Here is a 21,031-nt window from a genome sequence, read left to right as displayed (position 1 = left end):
ACCTAAAATACAGCCAAAGAAAAATCCGCCTAAGATTACCATCTTAAGCGGATTGATTCAGCAAAAGTTCAACGATTAAGACGCTGATTCAGTCTTGTTTAGACGACTTTTTTCAACACTTTTGTTAATAAACCATTGCTGTAAAATGGTAATACTGTTGTTCACAATCCAGTACAACACGAGACCTGCAGGGAAGAACAACATAAATACCGTGAACATAATCGGCATAATGCGGAATACTTTCGCTTGCATTGGATCAGCCGGTTGCGGGTTCAACATTTGCTGAGCAAACATTGTCGCACCCATAATTAACGGCAAGATAAACCATGGATCCATTGCAGACAAGTCTTGAATCCAGCCTAACCATGGTGCGTGACGTAATTCCACACTTTCCATGAGTACCCAGTACAAGGCAAGGAAAATCGGCATTTGTAGCAATAGCGGCAAACAACCTGATAGTGGATTAACTTGTTCACGTTTATAAAGCGCCATCATTTCTTGCGAGAAGCGCATACGGTCTTCACCGAACTCTTCTTTCATGCGTTGCATTTCTGGTGCAATCACACGCATTTTCGCCATAGAACGATAACTTTTTGAAGATAAAGGCCATAAAATCATCTTCACCATAATGGTAAGCAAGATGATTGACCATCCCCAGTTGCCTACAATGCTATGGAAGAATTGAAGACCTAAGAACAATAACTTAGCAATTGGCCATAACCAACCATAGTCAACAGTCTGGTTCAAACCTACAGCCAAATCTTTTAATTCAGATTGTACTTTTGGACCTGAATAAAGCTTCGCATCTACTTCCATTGAAGTGCCAGCTGGAACATTAATTACTGGCGAAGTAAAGCCAATAATATTCATATGATCCGCAGACTGACGAGATTCAAGCTTAGCAACATAAGGCTGACCATTTGCTTGAGTCAGTTTAAGGTTTCCAGGAATCCAAGCACTTACAAAGTAGTGCTGAACCATTGCAACCCATCCACCTTTAGCATCAGCATTTACTTTTTCTTCTGAGAAGTTAGCAAACTTAAGCTTGTTATAATGTGAATCAGGCGTTCCCCAAGCACCACCTAAGAAAGTTCCTAGAGTGAAAATACCTTGAGAAGACTTACCAGGATCCTCAGAGTTATCACGCTTTAACTGTCCAAACATCTGACCTTGCCAATTTTGTTGGCTACGGTTAATGACTTGATGACTTACAACAATCGGGTATTGACCTTGGGTAAAGGTGAAAGTTTTAATAATTTCAACGCCTTCTGGTGTCTTAAATACCATCGGCACGTTTAAAACTTTTTCAGACTGACCCTTTTGATCCTGTACACCCTTAGCATCAGCCAAAGTATATGATGTTTTTTCAACCGCATATAACGGACGACCACCACGACTACTATCTGGTCCATTCAAACCAATTAAGCCAGACTGAGCAACATATGTACGCTTGGCATCATTTTCAAGCATAACAAATGGTTGATTACTGTCTTTACTTTTGTCGTGAGAGAGTAATTCAATACGAACAATATCACCACCTTTTGGATTGATCCAAAGATGATAAAGGTCAGTTTGTACTGAAATAAGCTGTTGATTCACAGGTGCTGTCGCATCTGTGGTTTGTGACTGCGTAATATTTGCTTGTGGCACATCGGAAGCCACTGTTGCAGTTTTAGCATTTGGCAAATCAGCAGATATTTCATGTGAACTTACAGCCGCCGCTTGTTGTTGCGGTGCAGTTGCAGCATTTCCATAATCTTTTTGCCAAGCCAAAATGAGCAAATATGCGGTGACAAACATGGCCCCGAGAATTGCAAACCTGGCCCATTGTTGCATATCTATTACCCCAAATGGTTAGAGAGATTTTGCTTCATTAAACGATCACGAAAGGGTACAGCAACATGATGCGTTTGAGAATCTATTTGATGAAACGAAATAAAACGAATTGCTTTTGGCGGTACCGGATCATATCCGGAGCCTCCCCATGGATGACATCGACAAATACGTTTAGAAGATAGCCAAACGCCTTTCATTGCACCATGAGTTTGTAATGCTTCTATCGCATATTGGGAACAAGTTGGGATATAACGACAACGGGGTCCAAGAAGCGGACTAATCGCAATTTGATACAGTCGAATGAACCAACGCAAAATACGAACCATTGGTCATCTCTTAATTTTGCGAGGTTGGGACAACTTTAGAATGTTTTTTTGCCAAGCGTTGTAATTTTTGCCAAGCAAAATCTAATTGTTGATATAGCTCAGCGTTCGTAATCGTTTCAATACCAACTTTAGGCATTACAACAACATCTATGTCTAACCCAAATTTCGGCTGATTTAGACGAAAGCTCTCACGAGCAAGACGCTTTATTCGATTTCTTTCATGCGCACGGCGCACTTTTTTCTTAGCAACGACAATACCCAAACGGCTATTAGGCTGTTCGGTTAATTTTGCAAGAAATAAAAAATGGGGTTGATGCACTTTAAAAAGCGCACCATCAAATACACTTTTATAATCTGCAGCACAGCGCACACGACGATCTGTGCTAAAACTGTAAAGTGCCATCACACCCAAGTCTGGTCAGCGTAACAGTAATTAAACAGTTAAGCTATGACGACCTTTTGCACGACGACGAGCTAATACTTGACGACCAGCTTTAGTTGCCATACGAGCACGGAAACCATGAACGCGTTTACGCTTTAATTCAGATGGTTGGAAAGTACGTTTCATATCGAAACTCCCAAAAATGATCTTTCTATAAAGGTCCGCGATTTTATTGTGCAATGTTTACTCTGTCAATGATAAACAGAGAAAGTTTTGTATTTAAGTCAAATTTTTACTTATTCATCCTCTCTTTATATTAAGTCAATTTTTACCATTTAAAAGTTATACACAAAGTAATTGTTTATTTTTATTATGACTTTTAAGATATACACTTCTTATTTACATACTTATCAACAAACCTAGATGTGAAATTAGTTTTGTTCCGGTATATTTGAATTTAAATTCATATTTTTTAGTTATCCACAATTTGAAGTAGCCCTATTAAATAAATTCAAATTTTAAAATTTAAATTTATTCTTATTAGTGTGGACTTTTTCTGTGGATTTCACGGTTTTAAATTTAAAAAACATATATTTGAACTGTTGATAACTCTGTTTTTATTATCTTTATGGATTGTGGATAAGTTTATGTGATAATTTATCCACAGGATGTGCAAAAAGTTATTCACAATTGGTTTTGAATTTAAATTTATTCACAAGAGATTTCTTTTTAGGCAAAATCAACCGAATTCGTCATGACAGATGTGGATAACTTGGGTAGAATGGCGACCCCTTCTTATCAGGAAGGGTTAATCTTTAAATGATTTGAATTTAAAACGCAGACATAGGGGATACACATGCTTTGGACAGACTGCTTAACTCGCTTGCGACAAGAGCTCTCTGATAACGTCTTTGCGATGTGGATTCGCCCTTTAGTAGCTGAAGAAGTGGAGGGCATACTACGTCTATATGCTCCTAACCCTTATTGGACACGTTATATTCAAGAGAATCATTTAGAGTTAATTTCTATATTGGCAGAACAGTTGTCAGAAGGACGTGTACGTCAGGTAGAAATCTTAGTCGATTCTCGTCCTGGTAGTATTTTGTCTTCTAATGAACAACCGGCAACAACTACAGCTGCCTTACAAAGTACGCCTGTATCGCAACCAACTAAGGTTAAAAGAGAACCTGAACCTGTTACCAACACTGCAGTTAGCCCGAAAACATCAAAAAAGAAACTATTAAACCCCCAATTTACTTTTTCACTATTTGTTGAAGGCCGTTCTAACCAAATGGCAGCGGAAACTTGTAGAAAAGTATTAACACAATTAGGTGCTTCTCAGCATAACCCTTTGTTTTTATATGGCCCAACGGGTCTTGGTAAAACTCACTTAATGCAAGCGGTTGGTAATGCTTTACTTCAAGCTAAGCCGAATGCGAGAGTCATGTATATGACTTCAGAAAGTTTTGTACAAGATTTTGTGAGTTCCTTACAAAAAGGAAAGGTTGAAGAGTTTAAGAAAAATTGTCGTTCTTTAGATTTGTTATTAGTTGATGATATTCACCTTTTGGCTGGTAAAGAAGCTAGTCTAGTTGAATTCTTTTATACATTTAACGCCTTACTCGATGAATCTAAACAAATTATTTTAACTTCTGATCGCTATCCTAAAGAATTAACAGAACTTGATCCTCGATTGGTTTCTCGTTTTTCTTGGGGACTATCAGTAGGTGTTGAACCACCAGATATTGAAACACGAATCGAAATTCTGCTTAAAAAAGCTGAAAATAGTGGTGTTGATTTGCCAAGAAACTGCGCATTATTTATTGCACAACAAGTGGTAGCGAACGTACGTGAACTTGAAGGCGCATTGAATAAAGTTGTCGCAATTTCACGTTTTAAAGGTGCGCCAATCGATCTTGATGTGGTGCGAGAGTCTTTAAAAGATGTATTGGCGATCCGTGCGCGTACAATTAGTGTGGAAAATATCCAACGTGTGGTGAGTGAATATTTCCGCATCCCGCTCAAAGAACTCGTAGGTCCAAAACGAACACGAATCTATGCGCGACCACGCCAATTGGCGATGGGGCTTGCTCGTGAGTTGACTGGTGATAGTTTTCCGGAAATTGGAATGGCTTTTGGTGGCCGAGACCATAGTACCGTGATGCATGCTTGTGAAAAAGTAGTCAGTTTAAGGGAAGAAGATCCTATCTTTGACGAAGATTATAAGAATTTACTACGTCTTCTTCAGAGTTAATGAAATCATAAGACGTTGTTGCAAAGTCTCCATAAGTGCAGCATAGTACACAGCTAAAAAATGAAATGTTTGCTCCAAGTTGCTAGAGGAATGAATCGTGCGTTTGAAAATCGCTAAAGAAAGTTTACTCAATGTTTTATCACATGTTGTCGGTGCGGTAGAACGTCGTCATACCTTGAATATTCTTTCAAACGTCAAAATTCAGGCTAATGGTCAAGCACTCACCATTACTGGTTCGGATTTAGAAGTTGAACTGGTGGCGAGCACTGCTTTATCAGAAGGGGCGTGCCTCGAAGCAGGTGAAACGACTGTTCCTGCTCGTAAATTGATGGACATTTGTAAATCTTTGCCTACCGCCGCATTGATTGACTTACAAATTACAGAAGATCAAAGATGTATTTTAAAGTCTGGTAATAGCCGTTTTGTGCTAGGTACTTTACCAGCAGAAGATTATCCGTTGTTAAATACTGAGAATAGCCAAGGTACGCAAGTACAGGTGACCCAACGTGAATTAAAGCGTTTATTTGAAAAAACTGCTTTTGCGATGGCCGTACAAGATGTACGTTTTTATTTAACTGGTACGTTGTTAGAAATTGATGAAAATCAATTGCGTGCAGTCACAACAGATGGTCACCGTCTTGCTCTTTGTGAAATTTTGGCTTCTTCTAGTTCATCTCAATTAGTACAAGCAATTGTGCCGCGTAAAGCTGTGGGTGAATTACAACGCTTACTTAGTATTGAAGATGAGCAACTTACTTTGCTTATTGGCCGTGAATTATTAAATGTAACGATCAATACGCCAAGCCGTGATAAAGAACAAGGTGATATTACTGTTCGTTTTACGACAAAATTGATTGATGGAAAATTCCCTGATTACCGCCGTGTAATTCCACGTGGTGGTGATAAACATGTTTTGATTGGTCATGATGTATTTAAACAATCATTACAACGTGTCGCAATTTTAAGTAATGAAAAATTACGTGGTGTTTTCTTAAACTTTAATCAGGATTCTTTGCAGCTTCGTGCAAATAACCCTGAACAAGATGAAGCGATTGAGGATTTAGCAATCCAATATCAAAATACCCCATTAGAAATGTCATTTAATGCTCAATATTTGCTTGATGTATTGGGTGTATTAGATGGTGATGACGTAAATATGAGCATGACTGAAGCAAACCAGTCAGTATTGGTACAAGATCCAGCTCATCCTGACCAGACTTATGTTGTTATGCCGATGCGTGTTTAATCTGGTTTAATTCTATGCATCTTACGCGCTTAAATATAGAACGCGTGCGTAATTTAAAAACGGTTGCACTCCATGGTTTGCAACCGTTTAATGTTTTTTATGGCGCTAACGGTTCGGGTAAAACATCAATTTTAGAAGCGATTCATTTGCTTGCAACTGGTCGTTCATTCCGTACACATATTCCCAAAAATTATATTCAGTATGCAGCTGACGACGCGATTGTATTTGCTCAGTCAACAACTGAAAAAATCGGTATGCAGAAACTCGCTTCTGGTGAGCAATTGATGAAAGTCAACGGCGATACAGTTGCGACCCAAGGTCAACTCGCCAAATTGCTCCCTTTACAGCATATTGACCCACAAAGTACAGATATTATTGACCATGGTGCTAAGCCAAGACGTCAGCTTTTAGATTGGCTAATGTTCCACGTGGAACCTGAGTTTTATTTTGCTTGGCAATATTACTCTCGAGCTTTAAAACAGCGGAATACCTTACTCAAAACAAGACGCAATCTTTCCTTGGCTGACTTAGAGCCGTGGAACAAAATGTTGAGTGATTATGGCGAAATTTTGCACTCACAGCGTTTAAGTATCGTAGAGCAATGGAACGTTTATTTTCAAAATGACTTAAGTCAGTTATTACCTGATTTAGAGATTGAGCTGGAATACAGCCCCGGTTTTCATACAGAGCAGGGGCTCATGCAAGACTTGCTGAATCAGCACCAAAAAGACATTGAAAGACGTTATACAGAGTATGGTCCACATCGGGCTGACTTGCGCTTAAAAACGCCTTTTGGACACGCAGATGATGTTTTATCAAGAGGTCAGAAAAAACTCTTGATTATTGCCTTAAAACTGTCACAAATTGCAATGTTGCATGCGAGTAATAAGGAAACTGTGGTATTATTAGATGATCTGACAGCAGAATTAGACTTAACCGCACAACAACGTTTAATTGAACGATTAAGCCAACTTGGTAGCCAGGTTTTTATGACAACTTTAGATCATGCATCGGTAAAAAAACATTTACATGATCTGTCTATTTCATATCAATTATTCAGTGTTGAATCCGGTCAAGTTAGTCTTGCTTCACCATAATTTTTTGATGTTACCCATCTTTGAATAAACCTATATTTGCTAGGGAGAAACCATGAGTTCAGAGTCTCAATCAGCCTCTCAAACAGAACAAACCAATGAAAAGGCTTATGATTCCTCTAGTATTAAAGTATTACGTGGATTAGATGCAGTTCGTAAACGTCCGGGCATGTATATTGGGGATACAGACGACGGTACCGGTTTACACCATATGGTATTCGAGGTTGTCGATAACGCAATCGATGAAGCCTTAGCAGGACACTGTGATGAAATCATTGTCACGATTCACGAAGATGAGTCTGTGAGTGTTTCAGATAATGGCCGTGGTATTCCAACTGATATTCACCCTGAAGAAGGTGTTTCTGCAGCAGAAGTTATTCTTACTATTCTGCATGCAGGCGGTAAGTTTGATGACAACAGCTATAAAGTTTCAGGTGGTTTGCACGGTGTAGGTGTTTCAGTTGTAAACGCACTTTCTAGTAAATTACATTTAATTATTAATCGTGCTGGCCAAGTACATGAACAAGAATATCAACATGGTGATCCGCAATATCCATTACGTGTGATTGGTGAAACGGATAACACGGGTACGATTGTACGCTTCTGGCCAAGTGCAGAAACTTTTAGTCAAACCATTTTCAACGTTGAAATTTTAGCACGCCGCTTACGTGAACTTTCTTTCTTAAACGCTGGTGTACGTATCGTTTTACGTGATGAGCGCATTAATCTTGAGCATGTTTATGACTATGAAGGCGGTTTATCTGAGTTTGTTAGATACATTAACGAAGGTAAAAACCACTTAAATGAAATCTTCCATTTTACGGCTGATGCAGATAACGGTATTGCTGTAGAAGTTGCATTGCAATGGAATGATAGCTATCAAGAAAATGTTCGTTGTTTCACAAATAACATTCCACAAAAAGATGGTGGTACGCACTTAGCAGGTTTCCGTGCAGCATTAACGCGTGGCTTAAACCAGTATCTTGAAAATGAAAACATTCTCAAGAAAGAAAAAGTGAATGTGACTGGTGATGATGCGCGTGAAGGTTTGACTGCTATTATTTCGGTTAAAGTTCCTGATCCAAAATTCTCTTCTCAAACTAAAGAAAAATTGGTATCGAGTGAGGTAAAACCAGCAGTAGAGCAAGCAATGAACAAAGAGTTCTCTGCTTACTTACTTGAAAACCCACAAGCTGCAAAATCAATCGCTGGTAAGATTATTGATGCTGCTCGTGCACGTGATGCGGCGCGTAAAGCACGTGAAATGACACGTCGTAAGAGCGCATTAGATATCGCAGGTTTGCCAGGTAAATTGGCTGATTGTCAGGAAAAAGACCCAGCACTTTCTGAATTATATCTTGTCGAGGGTGACTCAGCGGGTGGTAGTGCCAAGCAAGGTCGTAACCGTAAAATGCAGGCTATTTTACCTTTGAAAGGTAAAATCTTGAACGTTGAACGTGCCCGCTTTGACAAAATGATTTCGAGTCAGGAGGTCGGTACATTAATTACAGCACTTGGCTGTGGTATTGGCCGTGAAGAATATAACCCTGACAAGCTTCGTTATCATAAAATTATTATTATGACCGATGCCGACGTCGATGGTTCGCACATCCGTACATTGTTATTAACGTTCTTCTTCCGTCAAATGCCGGAGTTGGTGGAGCGTGGTCATATCTATATTGCACAGCCACCTTTATATAAACTGAAAAAAGGTAAGCAAGAGCAATATATTAAAGATAATGATGCCTTGGAAACTTATTTAATTTCAAATGCAATTGATGAGCTTGCTTTGCATATTAGTGCAGAAGCACCTGCGATTACAGGCGAAGCATTAGCAAAAGTGATTCAAGACTATCAAGTTTCACAAAAGAGCTTACAACGTTTAACGTTGCGTTATCCAGCAAGCTTACTTGATGCATTACTTGAAGTAGAGGCGTTTAAAGCTGATCAGAACCACGATCAGGTTTATGTACAGCAATGGGCAGATCAAGTACGCGAAGCTGTACAAAGACTACAGCCAAGTTTGCGTCCTGAAATTACGCTTGAAACCTTCGAACGTGAAAATGCTCAAGGCGAGAAAACAGCGCATTATTGGCCACGTGTGACGGTATATGTCCATAACTTGCCACATGCTTACTTGCTTGATGCTGGCTTATTAAACTCAGCAGAATATGCGCGTTTATTGAAGAACTCTAAGAGTTGGTTCAATTTAATTGAAGATGGTGCATATTTACAGAAGGGTGATCGCCGTATTCAAGTGGCTAATTTCCATCAGGTATGGCAGCACATTCTGCAAGATTCGCGCCGTGGAATGATGATCCAGCGCTATAAAGGTCTGGGTGAGATGAATGCTGAACAGCTTTGGGAAACCACAATGGACCCTGAAAACCGTAATATGTTACAGGTGACTATTGATGATGCAATCGAAGCAGATCGTATGTTCTCATGCTTAATGGGTGATGACGTTGAACCACGTCGTGCCTTCATTGAAGAAAATGCATTAAATGCAGATATTGATGCTTAATTGATAGCTAGATTCTAAATCAGTCTAAGGAGAGAAGATGATGAGTCAAAAGTTTATAGCAAGTATGCTGATTTCATGTGCAGCTTTAGTGAGTCATTCTGCATTTGCAGCTGACTTGTTGGAAGCTGACATGAAAACTTTAGCAAAGAGCACAAAAGCCTTTGCTGAAGCGAAAGATCTCAATAACGCAAAACAGCAGCTTGTGATTATGCGTCAGGCAGCAGTATCTTCAAAAAAATCTTTACCTCATAAGTTGGAAGGTTTACCGCCGGAAAATGTACAGGTAAAACAATATCAAGCGGGTTTAGATCAGTTGGTTACTGAAATTGATCGAGTAACTGTATTGGTTGATAAGGGTCAATTAGACCAAGCAAAATCAGAAGCAATTAATCTGGTTAATATCCGTAATGAAAACCACAAAAAATTTAGATAGATTCATTTTGATCTAAATAAAATAAAGGGAATGATTGATTCATTCCCTTTATTTTTTGGTCTATTTAAGTGTATTAAACCTAAAAAGATCAATTTTCTACTAAGTCTGTAACCTGAATGAGCGCGTGGCCAAATAAATATCCAGCTGTTAAGAGAATGCAGATCCACAAAATAGCTCCAGCGACATTATAGATTAAAAATTTTCCATAACTCATATTGCTAGAGCCCGCAGCTAATGGTGCAAAAGAACGTGCAAAAGGAATAAAGCGTGCCAGAAGAATGGTTTTCCCACCGTGTTGCAAGAAATAACGGTTGGTTTTATTTAAATATTCTTTTTTAATAAAGCGTGATTTTGCTTCAAAAATACGGTTACCAAAATGACGACCAATAGAGTAGTTCACAATATAGCCTAGGGTGGCAGCTACGGTAAGCAAAGTAATCATATAACCCAGATGCATCATTTCGATCACTGAGCAAAGCGCCCCTACAGTGAGAAGTAAACTATCTCCAGGCAAAAAGAACATAAATACAAAAGCTGTTTCAGAAAAAATAATTAAAAAGAGTATGGCATAGACCCATGCGCCATACTCCTGAATTAAAATAGGTAAAAAATGTTCAAAATTAGTAATAAAATCAATAAAATTCATTCAGTTTGTCTGATCCCGAATTAAATACCTACTCAAGAAGGGTAAAAACGAAGTTACAGAATTTAGTTAAATTATCTGTGTATCGCAACCCTTAAGATGTAGCTTAAGTCTTATATGTTATCAAATTTGAATCTATCTCAAAAATTTAACAGCTGAATGAAATATTATTAAAAGTCATTCAAATTTTTATATAGTAGCGCAAATAAAGCTCTGATTTGAACTAAAAGCCAGTACTGGTCCTTAAAAATACCAGTACTGGCAAGAACTTAGTTTTCGAAAGAGGCTTCCATTTCCTCAAGTTCCATCATGAGTTCTAAAAGTTGCTCTTCATGTTGTTCAAGCTTAGCCTTCAGCTCAGTCTGTTCATTCATCAATTTCAGCAAATCGTCTTTACGATTCGCTTCATATAATGAGCTATCCGCTAAAGCTTCTTCAATTTCAGCAAGTCGCGGTTGAAGCTTTTCAATTTGTGATTCAACCTTCTCAATATTTTTACGAATAGGTCGGGTCTGTTCACGACGGCGTGCGGCTTCCTTACGCTGTGCTTCTTTATCAACTTTAGTAGGAGCAGGGGGAGCAGATGATGATGAGTTGTTTGCTGCTACAGCAGTCTGAGCATTGATTTGCTGCTGACGTGCTTCACGTAACCATTTAGCATAATCCTGCAAATCACCTTCAAACTCGGTACATTTGCCGCCGTGTACTAAAAGAAGTTCATCACACACACTAGCAATAAGTTGACGTTCGTGAGAAACCAGAACAACAGCACCTTCAAAATCTTGTAAAGCCATGCTTAGTGCATGACGCATATCAAGGTCTAAATGGTTCGTTGGCTCATCGAGAATTAAAACGTTTGGACGCTGCCATACAATCAGTGCTAGAGCCAAACGAGCGCGCTCACCGCCAGAAAAGCTTTCACATGGTGTATCCATGCGTTCACCACTAAACCCAAAACTACCAAGGAACGAGCGTAAGGTGGCTTCACTAATTTGTTTATCTGCCAAACGTGCAAGCTGTAGCATCGGGCTAGCATGGCCATCTAAAGCATCCATTTGATGCTGTGCGAAGTAGCCAATATTAAGCAACTCTGAAGCTTTACGTTCACCTGCTAGAAGTGGTAAATCACCGACCAAGCTCTTAATCAAAGTTGATTTACCTGCACCGTTCATACCAAGTAAACCAATACGTGAGTTCGGTGTAATTTGAAGTTTAATTTTTTCAGCAATTTGCTTATCGCCATAACCTATGCTGGCATTCTCTAACGTCAGCAAGGGTGAACTCATTTTGGTCGGTTCACGGAAACTAAAAGTAAACGGCGTATCGACATGAGCAGGGGCGAGTTGTTGCATACGCTCAAGTTGTTTAATACGACTTTGTGCCTGACGAGCTTTAGTGGCTTTTGCTTTAAAACGGTCAATAAATTTTTGTAGGTGAGCACGGGTTTCTTGCTGCTTCTCAAAGGCTTGTTGTTGTTGTGCTAAGCGTTCACTTCGAGTTGTTTCAAAAGTGGAGTAATTACCCGTGTAAAGCGTGAGTTCCTGATTCTCAATATGGAGAATATGATCTGTAATTGCATCTAAAAAATCGCGGTCATGCGAAATGAGGATGAGAGTGCCTTCATAGGCTTTAAGCCAATCTTCTAACCACAAAATTGCATCTAAATCTAAGTGGTTGGTTGGTTCATCTAGTAATAATAAATCAGAACGGCTCATTAATGTACGCGCCAAGTTTAAGCGCATACGCCATCCACCAGAAAAACTAGCAACATTTAAACGTAATTGATGCTCTAGAAAACCAAGACCAGCCATGAGTTGGGCAGCTTTAGATGGCGCTGAATAACCGTGAATTTCATCAAAGCGGCCATGTAGTTTGGCCAAGTCTGAATCTGTGAGTTGATCTGGTTGAGCAAGCTTATTTTGAATATCCCAATATTCTTCATCACCAGACAGAACAAAATCGAGGGCAGGCATGTCTAGAGCTTTAACTTCTTGCGCCATATGCGCCACAGTCCAGACTGAAGGACGAGTAAGTGTACCTTCATCTGCACCTAAGCTGCCCAGTAACGCTGCAAATAACGTTGATTTACCTGCACCATTGACCCCAGTCAGACCAATCTTCCAACCTGGGTGTAATTGCATAGACGCTTTTTGAAAGAGAACACGTCCACCGCGGCGTAAAGAAACTTGGTCAAATTGAATCATCTTGTCTTATCGAGGTGAGTTAGGGATGCTGTATTTTAAAGAGAACTGACCGTGAAGACAAAACTTTCAGAGTTTTAGTTTATAAATGCTGAGATTGCATGGCTTAACCTATCTCTATTTAAGCTATTCGTCTGAAAATATCTAAATTTTTAACGAGATAGACCACATTTTAAAAAATATGGCTAAAATAAAAACAATTTAAAACTTGGTTGATAAATGAACTCCTAATAAAACTAGACTAAGGAAAGTCAAATGAAAAAAGGATTGGGGATAATTGGTACAGTATTTTGCTGTGCTATGGGAACAGCACATGCCGGACAAAATGTATGTGTATTCGATTTATTGGGAAAATCAGGTGAATCCTACAAAATGATGGAAGAGTGGGCACTTGCAGCCAAAAGTTGGCAGGCTGACATTACTTTAATTCCATTTCAAGATGAAGCTTTGGTAGATCGTAGACTGCGTGAGGGCAAATGTGATGCGGCTTATATGACTTCCATGCGAGCACGAAATTACAATAAATTTGCAGGTTCGATTGATGCGATTGGTGGTGTAACCAGTAATGCCATTGCTCAAAAGGCAATTAGTTATGTTTTGGACCAGCGCAATAAACATCGCATGGTAACTGCACAAAATGGAACAAACTACGAAGTGGTGGGGATTGTCCAGATTGGTTTGGCTTACTTGTTTGTAAGAGATAAAAACCTGAACTCAATTGAAAAAGTACGTGGTACTAAATTTGCTATTTTACAATATGACGCAGCTCAAAAAATTATGGTGGAAAGTGTAGGTGCACATCCTATTCCGTCAGAAATTACCGATTTTGTGAAAAAGTTTAATAGTGGCCAAGTCGATGCGATTGCTGCACCTGCTTATGCGTATAAACCCTTAGAAATAGGCAAGGGTATTGGAACAAATGGAGCGATGTTTACTTTTCCAGTGGTCAACGTTACAGGGGACTTAATTGCAAGAAGTGGTAGATTCCCAGCCAATTTTGGAATGAAGTCTCGTGATTGGTTTATTAAGCAGTTGCCGCAGAATTTTGCAATGGTGAAACAGTTAGAAGCTGGAGTACCACCTAAAATTAAATTAAATTTTTCAGCTGAAGATAAATTGAAATACCAAAAGATATTACGGGAAGGTCGCCTTGGTCTAACAAAGCAAGGTGTATACGATGCGACAATGATGAGTGTGTTGAAGCGTGCCCGATGTACCATTGAACGTACAAATTTTGAATGTACGCTCAATGGAGAGTAGATTGTTTTTTAATCACAAAATCGCTACACATATTTCAAAGCTGAATATGGGTATGAAAATTGTGAATATAAAAAGTAACTTACGGAAAATTAGAGATTTTTACTTCTAATAAATAATTTAAATAGAACAAACAATGATCCAATCAGATAAAAATATTTGAGTAAAAGCTCTATTTTTTTCTAAAAAACATGATTAATATCTGTGTTTGAAAGGAAACTTCAAACAAAAAATCTGTTCCGTGGAAGGATGAAGAAAATGAAAAAAATCGTACTTGCTATGGCTGCCGCTTCTGTTGTTGGTTTTTCTGCTTCAGCGCAAGCAGCGAGTACCGTGTGTGTATTCGACCTCTTAGGAAAAGCAGGCGACTCATATAAAATGATGGAAGAATGGGCTCTAGCTGCAAAAGGCTGGGGTACTGAAATTAACTTGGTTCCTCGTCAGGACGAGGCTGTTGCAGATAATGATTTCAAAGCTGGTAAATGTGATGCTGTAGCAATGACTGCTATGCGTGCACGCCAATATAACAAATTCGCAGGATCAATCGACTCGCTTGGTGGTGTTCCTAATAACCAAATCGCACAGCGTGCTATTACCTATGTATTAGATGCACGTAATGCTGCAAAAATGACAACTAACCTTGGTGGTAAAAAATACGAAGTTGCTGGTATCTCTCCATTAGGTTCAGCATTCATTTTCGTACGTGACAAAAACATCAGCTCTGTTGAAAAAGCTGCGGGTAAAAAATTCGCCGTATTAGGCTATGACGATGCACAAAAAATTATGGTGCAACGTGTAGGTGCTCAGGCAGTTCTTTCTGATATTTCAAACTTTGCTGCTAAATTTAACAATGGTCAGGTAGATATGGTAGGTGCACCTGCTTATGCATACAAACCATTAGAATTGAACAAAGGTTTGGGTGCAAACGGTGTAATGTGGAACTTCCCAGTATTACATGTAACTGCTGACCTTGTATTACGTGCAGATAAATTCCCTGCTGGTTTTGGTCAAAAGTCTCGTGACTGGTTTGTAAAACAATTACCTAAAAACTTTGCGATGATTAACCGTTTAGAAGCGCAAATTCCAGGTAAATACAAAATGAACCTAAGTGCTGAAGACAAACTTAAGTACCAAAAAATGTTACGTGATGGTCGTATGGACTTAACTAAACGTGGTATTTACGATGCAGGTATGATGTCTGTATTGAAAAAAGCACGCTGTTCTGTAGACAAAGCTAACTTTGAATGTTCAATGGCTGGTGAATAATTCATATTGAACTTAAAAGCCTAGATTTATTCTAGGCTTTTTTGCTTTATACAGGCTGTCAATTCAGCCATTGTGGTGTATTAAAAAGTCGCTAATCTAAATTGAGGATAAAACTTCATCTGGATATATGAAGGTATTAAAAGGGAACAAGGATGTGAGTGATCAAAGAGCTACTATAGATATTTAAATAGTTATTTTTCTTTAATTGAGCTCATATAAACAGAATTGCTCGTAAAAATATCTTAATCGTGAATTTTAGATGAAGCATATCTCATGAGAATCATGCCAACCAGCGTGAAATTTCTTGATGCCAAAAACAAAAAATCTACAAGGAAAGGAAAAGAATATGCGATTTTCCAAAACGCTTTTACTTGCGATGGGACTCACAACAATTTCATTTGCAGCCGAGGCCAAACAAACCATTTGTGTTTTTGACTTCGTTGGTAAAAATGGTGATGTCTATGCACTCATGAAAGATTATCAGCTTGCAGCGAAAAACTGGGGAGCTGATATCGAACTCAAAGTAAATCAAAACGAAGCAGTGATTGCTGAAGATTTTAAAGCTGGTAAATGTGACGGCATTAGCGTATCAGGTATGCGCGGACGTCAATTCAACTCATTTACAGGTTCATTAGATGCAATTGGTGCGATTCCAGATCTCAAACTTGCTGTTAAAGTCATGCAAGGTTTAGCGAGTCAAACCTTTAGTAAATATATGGTCAACGGACGCTATGAGGTCGTGGGTGTTATTCCGGTAGGGGATGCTTACCTTTTAGTAAACGACCGTAGTATTAATACAGTAGCGAAAGCGGCGGGTAAAAAAATTGCTGTTCTTGACTATGATGAAGCACAAAAAATTATGGTTCAGCAGGTCGGTGCGCAGGCTGTGAGTGCAGATGTGACGAACTTCGGCGCTAAATTTAATAATCATCAGGTCGATATTATTGGTGCACCAGCAGCAGCGTTTAAACCTTTAGAACTACAAAAAGGCTTAGGTACCAAAGGAGCAATCGTTAACTATCCAATCTTACAGGTAACTGGAAATATTATTATCCGTCCAGATAAATTCCCAGCTGGATTTGGTCAAAAATCTAGAGAATGGGTGGCAGGCCAGTTACCACGTGCCTTTACTATCTTAGGTAAAATGAAAGCGGATATTCCGCAAAAATACTGGATGGATGTACCCGTTGCTGATAAACCAGGTTATCAAAAGCTTATGCGTGAATCACGAATTAACCTTACAAAGCGCGGAGTTTATGATAAACGGATGATGAAACTATTATGGCAATTCCGTTGTAAGCAAGATGCGAAAAACTTCGAATGTGGCTTACAAGATGAGAATTACAAATAATCTTGATAAAAATACTCAAGATTCGCTTTAAACTTCGAAGACAGACCCTATATTGATTATGCTATACTCAATATAGGGTCTTTTTTATTTTGAAAGGCACAGCAAAATCCGAGGAACAATCATCATGAATGCCCAAGCTCTAGTTTTGACAGATAATGCTGCCAATAAGGTACGCCAACTCCGTGATAGTGAAGGGAATGACGATCTCATGTTACGTGTATATGTAACAGGTGGTGGATGTTCAGGGTTTTCATATGGCTTCAATTTCGCCGAAAGCGTAAATGAAGATGATGCAGAATTTGTAAATGGCGATGTAAAGATGCTTGTTGACTCACTCAGCTATCAGTATTTAGTTGGCTCAGTGGTTGATTATGTTGAAGGCCTTGAAGGTTCACGCTTTATTGTGCAGAACCCAAATGCAACAACAACTTGTGGTTGTGGTTCTTCATTCTCGATTTAAAAAGAATTTTAAATAAAAAAGCCTCTCTATTTTGAGAGGTTTTTTTATTGATGAAATCATCCGCGATCATCTATAGATTCTAAAAAGTATTGTACGAGTTCGGGGGCATTCTGATAAGGAATCCAATGAGAAGCGTTCATGAAAATGGCTTTATAACTATTTTTAAAATAACGTGAGTTTAGCTCGGCGCTTTTTTCAGTAACGGCAATATCATCTTTACCCCAAATAAACAGAGTTGGCACATCTATTAATTTAAAAGGATTCTGAGGTTTATCCCAGAAAAATCCACGATACCAATTCAACGCCGTAGTTAGCCTATTTTCTTTTATAAACTCAGTCTCGAATATTTCAATTTGCTGCTGGGTCATGCCAGATGACTTAAGAAAGTTACGGCCTAATTTAGGCATCTTTTTAAATAAAAGTTCGGGCAGAATAGGAAGCTGAAAAATTGCAAAATAATAAGATTTAAAAAGTTGTCTGCTGCTTAAACAAGCTTTTAAAAAAGCAGCTTGATGAGGTACAGAAACTAAAGTGAGATGTTGAATATATTGTGGATATTTGATGGCTACACTAGACGCAATTACAGAACCCCAATCATGCCCAATTAAATAAACTGGCTGACCAAGCTGCTTAATCAAACTTGCAGCATCTTCGACTAGCTCACTTAAAGCATATTGAAAGCGACTTTGGGGGCTAGCATTTAAACTATACCCACGTTGATGAATCGCAAGCGTTCTAAACTCATGCTGATGCAATAGTTCAGAGGTTTGCTCCCAACTATGGGCTGTCTCAGGAAAACCATGCAATAAAACTACGAGCGGACCATCGATAGGGCCTGAATCAATCACATCGAATGTCCAGGCCCCACGTGTGTATTGATGAATACGGTTGGTCAAATCCATAACAACATGCCTTACTTATTTTTGTTGGCATTTATCATGAGTTTTTATGTACATTTAAATAACAGCATTTCGGGTCAGTAAATGTGCTATGAGGTCGAATCTAGGTAAAAGAACTTATAAAAAATCTTATACCGCCGTGATTGTTCCTAAAATTCTAAAATCAGATGCACCGGTTACTGCTGGTAAATTACCACTTAAACTATTCACAAAACGCATTGCTAACCAAGCAAAGGCTGTAGCCTCGACCCAAGTAGGGGAAAGTCCTAAAACATCTGTGGTTTGAACTGACCAATTGTGCTTACGTAAACGCCAGCGTAATTGTTCTAACAAATAAGAGTTATAAGCTCCACCACCACATACATATACTTCACCTGTTTCCATGTCAGAGCGATAAATCGCTTTTTGAATAGCACGTACCGTAAGCTTTAATAAGGTGGCTTGGATATTTTCAGGTGTATCTTCTAGTTCATCGTAAGTTAAATCATTACGCCAATCGATTAACTGATCATCTAACCAGTCAATATTGAAATCTTCACGACCTGTGCTTTTAGGTGGCTCTTTAGAAAAATACTCATGAGCATGAAGACGGTCGAGTAATGAACGAATAGGATGACCGTAAGCAGCCCAATCGCCATTTTCATCATATGGATGACCTGTATGGCGATGACACCATGCATCCATCAAAATATTCGCAGGTCCCGTATCAAACCCAAATACGCCATCAGGATTATTGGCAGGCAACATACTTACATTGGCAATACCACCTAAATTCAAAATCACACGATGAATGCTTGGATGTTGAAATAATGCCTGATGAAATGCTGGTACTAATGGCGCACCTTGACCACCCGCAGCCATATCTCTACGACGGAAATCTGAAACAACCGGAATCTGAGTAATTTCAGTAATAATGTTGGGATCGCCAATTTGTAACGTAAAGCCATGCTCGGGACGATGACGAATAGTTTGCCCATGCGAACCAATCGCTTTAATTTGGCTACGGTCTAATTGGTGCTTCTCAATTAAGCTATTAATCCCGTGACCAATCATTTTGGCTAGAGCAACATCAGCTTTACCCATGCGGTCAATTTCATTGTCATCGGGTAAAGTTAATGCCATAAGCTCATCACGTAACTCGGGTTCGAATGGAACTGTAAGAGTGGCATGAAGCTGTAGTGGCTCAAATGAAGCCGCAACAATATCTACACCATCCATACTAGTGCCAGTCATTACGCCGATATAGATTGCGCTCATATGCAACTTCCCCTGCAAGACGCTGAAAAAATGTTAGTATATCGCACAAATTGAATAACTGATGTGTTTAGGTTTTGTGATGTCAAATTTCTTGCCCGCCGAAGAACAGCTTGCCCTCATCCAACGAGGCACGCACGAAATTATTTCAGAAGAAGATTTACTGAAAAAGCTTAAAGAGAATCGTCCTCTTAAAATTAAAGCTGGTTTTGACCCTACAGCACCAGATTTACACTTAGGACATACGGTTCTTATTAACAAACTAAAAACTTTCCAAGACTTGGGCCATGAAGTTACCTTCTTGATTGGTGACTATACAGCGATGATTGGTGACCCAACTGGTAAAAGTGCAACTCGTCCGCCGTTGTCACGTGAACAAGTCGAAGCCAACGCAAAAACTTATCAAGAACAAGTTTTTAAAATCTTAGACCCAAATAAAACAAAAGTACGTTTTAACTCAGAATGGTTTAACCAAAAGTCTGCTGCTGACCTTATTCAGTTAGCAAGTCAACAAACCGTATCTCGTATGTTAGAGCGTGATGACTTTACTAAGCGTTATAGCAACCATCAGCCAATTGCAATTCATGAGTTCTTATATCCTTTAGTTCAAGGTTATGACTCAATTGCGCTTGAAGCTGACGTTGAGTTGGGCGGTACAGACCAGACCTTTAACTTACTTATGGGCCGTACGTTACAAAGCCGTTATGGCCAAGAATCACAAGTGTGTATCACGGTGCCGATTCTAGAAGGTTTAGATGGCGTAAATAAAATGTCTAAATCTTTAGGTAACTATATTGGTGTTTTTGATGCTCCAGGTGCAATGTACCAAAAAGTATTATCAATGCCTGACTCTTTAATCGAACGTTACTTCGATTTATTAAGCTTCAAATCTCTTGATGAGATCAAAGCTTTATTAGACGAAATCGCTGCTGGACGTAATCCACAAGAAGTAAAACGTATTCTTGCGCTTGAGTTGGTTGAACGCTTCCATGATGTCGAAGCTGCTGCCAATGCTCATAAGAGTGCGGGTAACCGTATTACAGAAGGTGAGGTGCCAGAAGATACACCGGAAGTGACTATTTCACGTGGTGAGTTTGGTGGAGAGATCTTCATTGCTACGATTCTACGTGTAGCAGGATTAAACCCAAATGCAGCAGCTGCAAAAGATGCAGTAGCACGTGGTGCAGTAAAAGTTGACTGGAATGTAGTTGATGCAGGTTTCTCTGTAAAAGAAAATGGGACTTTCATTATTCAGTCAGGTAAGAAAGCAATTGCACGTGTAACTTTCACTGACTAAGAAAGTTATATAGTAAAAAAAGCAGGAGTAATCCTGCTTTTTTTATTTCTGGATCACAAAATCAATTAAGCGTTCCACGTGGAACAATTTGTAATTAACTTAATAAGTAGAAAAATAGAAAAAGAAAAGAATAAAAAGTATTAAACAATAAATAGAGTATTTGCTCTAGTCTATCTTTGGAATCTTTGGAATCTTTGGAATCTTTGGAATCTTTGGAATCTTTGGAATCTTTGGAATCTTTGGAATCTTTGGAATCTTTGGAATCTTTGGAATCTTTGGAATCTTTGGAATCTTTGGAATCTTTGGAA

General features: G+C 38.9%; 19 protein-coding genes. 10 read left to right on the top strand and 9 right to left on the bottom strand.

Translation table 11 applies throughout. The features are described 5' to 3' along the window. Nucleotides 1-75 precede the first annotated feature (75 nt). Genes yidC through rpmH form a run of 4 tightly spaced genes read right to left on the bottom strand, consistent with a single transcriptional unit; the run spans nt 76 to nt 2,730 of the window. Nucleotides 76-1,836, bottom strand: a complete 1,761-nt coding sequence (yidC, locus tag AC1PJ9_RS03180) for a membrane protein insertase YidC (protein WP_311087028.1) — start codon at nt 1,834-1,836, stop codon at nt 76-78. Nucleotides 1,837-1,841: 5 nt separating this feature from the next. Further along, the gene (gene yidD / locus AC1PJ9_RS03175; protein WP_311087029.1) at nt 1,842-2,162 is read right to left on the bottom strand and encodes a membrane protein insertion efficiency factor YidD; all 321 of its coding nucleotides are present in this window, start codon (nt 2,160-2,162) and stop codon (nt 1,842-1,844) included. Between the two features lie 10 nt (nt 2,163-2,172). Then, on the bottom strand, nt 2,173-2,565 hold the full coding sequence (gene rnpA / locus AC1PJ9_RS03170; RefSeq protein WP_311070331.1) for a ribonuclease P protein component: 393 nt from the start codon (nt 2,563-2,565) through the stop codon (nt 2,173-2,175). 30 nt (nt 2,566-2,595) lie between these two features. Beyond that, nucleotides 2,596-2,730 carry a 50S ribosomal protein L34 gene (gene rpmH / locus AC1PJ9_RS03165; RefSeq protein ID WP_000831329.1) on the bottom strand — a complete coding sequence of 45 codons (135 nt, stop codon included), beginning with the start codon at nt 2,728-2,730 and terminating at the stop codon, nt 2,596-2,598. A 670-nt stretch (nt 2,731-3,400) separates the two neighbouring features. Here rpmH and dnaA point away from each other — a divergent pair. From dnaA to cybC, 5 genes are all read left to right on the top strand, one after another. After that, nucleotides 3,401-4,798 carry a chromosomal replication initiator protein DnaA gene (dnaA, locus tag AC1PJ9_RS03160; RefSeq protein ID WP_311087030.1) on the top strand — a complete coding sequence of 466 codons (1,398 nt, stop codon included), beginning with the start codon at nt 3,401-3,403 and terminating at the stop codon, nt 4,796-4,798. A 97-nt stretch (nt 4,799-4,895) separates the two neighbouring features. Further along, complete coding sequence (gene dnaN / locus AC1PJ9_RS03155) at nt 4,896-6,044, top strand: DNA polymerase III subunit beta (RefSeq protein WP_263612616.1); 1,149 nt, start codon at nt 4,896-4,898, stop codon at nt 6,042-6,044. Nucleotides 6,045-6,058: 14 nt separating this feature from the next. Continuing rightward, nucleotides 6,059-7,141 (top strand): DNA replication/repair protein RecF, encoded by a 1,083-nt coding sequence (gene recF / locus AC1PJ9_RS03150; protein ID WP_311087031.1) that lies wholly within the window; start codon nt 6,059-6,061, stop codon nt 7,139-7,141. A 52-nt stretch (nt 7,142-7,193) separates the two neighbouring features. Further along, nucleotides 7,194-9,662 carry a DNA topoisomerase (ATP-hydrolyzing) subunit B gene (gene gyrB / locus AC1PJ9_RS03145; protein ID WP_311087032.1) on the top strand — a complete coding sequence of 823 codons (2,469 nt, stop codon included), beginning with the start codon at nt 7,194-7,196 and terminating at the stop codon, nt 9,660-9,662. Between the two features lie 37 nt (nt 9,663-9,699). Further along, entirely contained in the window at nt 9,700-10,095 is a 396-nt protein-coding gene (gene cybC / locus AC1PJ9_RS03140) for a cytochrome b562 (protein WP_311087033.1), read from the top strand. Between the two features lie 88 nt (nt 10,096-10,183). Here the strand turns inward: cybC and AC1PJ9_RS03135 are convergent, their stop codons facing one another. Further along, a complete protein-coding gene (locus tag AC1PJ9_RS03135; RefSeq protein WP_002051888.1) occupies nt 10,184-10,741 on the bottom strand; it encodes a VTT domain-containing protein in 558 nt (185 codons plus the stop codon). A gap of 266 nt (nt 10,742-11,007) precedes the next feature. After that, a complete protein-coding gene (locus tag AC1PJ9_RS03130) occupies nt 11,008-12,942 on the bottom strand; it encodes an ATP-binding cassette domain-containing protein (RefSeq protein ID WP_311087034.1) in 1,935 nt (644 codons plus the stop codon). Between the two features lie 252 nt (nt 12,943-13,194). On the opposite strand from AC1PJ9_RS03130, the gene AC1PJ9_RS03125 reads away from it, so the two are divergent. From AC1PJ9_RS03125 to erpA, 4 genes are all read left to right on the top strand, one after another. After that, nucleotides 13,195-14,199, top strand: a complete 1,005-nt coding sequence (locus AC1PJ9_RS03125; RefSeq protein WP_311087035.1) for a putative solute-binding protein — start codon at nt 13,195-13,197, stop codon at nt 14,197-14,199. 255 nt (nt 14,200-14,454) lie between these two features. Then, entirely contained in the window at nt 14,455-15,462 is a 1,008-nt protein-coding gene (locus tag AC1PJ9_RS03120) for a putative solute-binding protein (protein ID WP_311087036.1), read from the top strand. A gap of 346 nt (nt 15,463-15,808) precedes the next feature. Beyond that, nucleotides 15,809-16,813 carry a putative solute-binding protein gene (locus tag AC1PJ9_RS03115; protein ID WP_311087037.1) on the top strand — a complete coding sequence of 335 codons (1,005 nt, stop codon included), beginning with the start codon at nt 15,809-15,811 and terminating at the stop codon, nt 16,811-16,813. Between the two features lie 124 nt (nt 16,814-16,937). Continuing rightward, entirely contained in the window at nt 16,938-17,273 is a 336-nt protein-coding gene (gene erpA / locus AC1PJ9_RS03110; RefSeq protein ID WP_000993572.1) for an iron-sulfur cluster insertion protein ErpA, read from the top strand. 56 nt (nt 17,274-17,329) lie between these two features. Here erpA and AC1PJ9_RS03105 read toward each other — a convergent pair whose 3' ends face one another. Both AC1PJ9_RS03105 and AC1PJ9_RS03100 read right to left on the bottom strand, forming a co-directional pair. After that, complete coding sequence (locus AC1PJ9_RS03105; RefSeq protein ID WP_311087038.1) at nt 17,330-18,175, bottom strand: alpha/beta fold hydrolase; 846 nt, start codon at nt 18,173-18,175, stop codon at nt 17,330-17,332. Between the two features lie 126 nt (nt 18,176-18,301). Beyond that, nucleotides 18,302-19,429 carry an anhydro-N-acetylmuramic acid kinase gene (locus AC1PJ9_RS03100; RefSeq protein ID WP_004711281.1) on the bottom strand — a complete coding sequence of 376 codons (1,128 nt, stop codon included), beginning with the start codon at nt 19,427-19,429 and terminating at the stop codon, nt 18,302-18,304. A 61-nt stretch (nt 19,430-19,490) separates the two neighbouring features. On the opposite strand from AC1PJ9_RS03100, the gene tyrS reads away from it, so the two are divergent. After that, the gene (gene tyrS, locus AC1PJ9_RS03095) at nt 19,491-20,723 is read left to right on the top strand and encodes a tyrosine--tRNA ligase (RefSeq protein ID WP_311087039.1); all 1,233 of its coding nucleotides are present in this window, start codon (nt 19,491-19,493) and stop codon (nt 20,721-20,723) included. Between the two features lie 94 nt (nt 20,724-20,817). On the opposite strand, the gene AC1PJ9_RS03090 is transcribed toward tyrS, so the two are convergent. Further along, a partial coding sequence (locus AC1PJ9_RS03090) for a hypothetical protein (protein WP_400200562.1) occupies nt 20,818-21,031 on the bottom strand: 214 nt, incomplete at its 5' end.

The organism is Acinetobacter sp. 70_2 (assembly GCF_056736115.1).
Note: the sequence above shows the minus strand (reverse complement) of the source record. Positions and strands in the feature narration are given on the sequence as shown.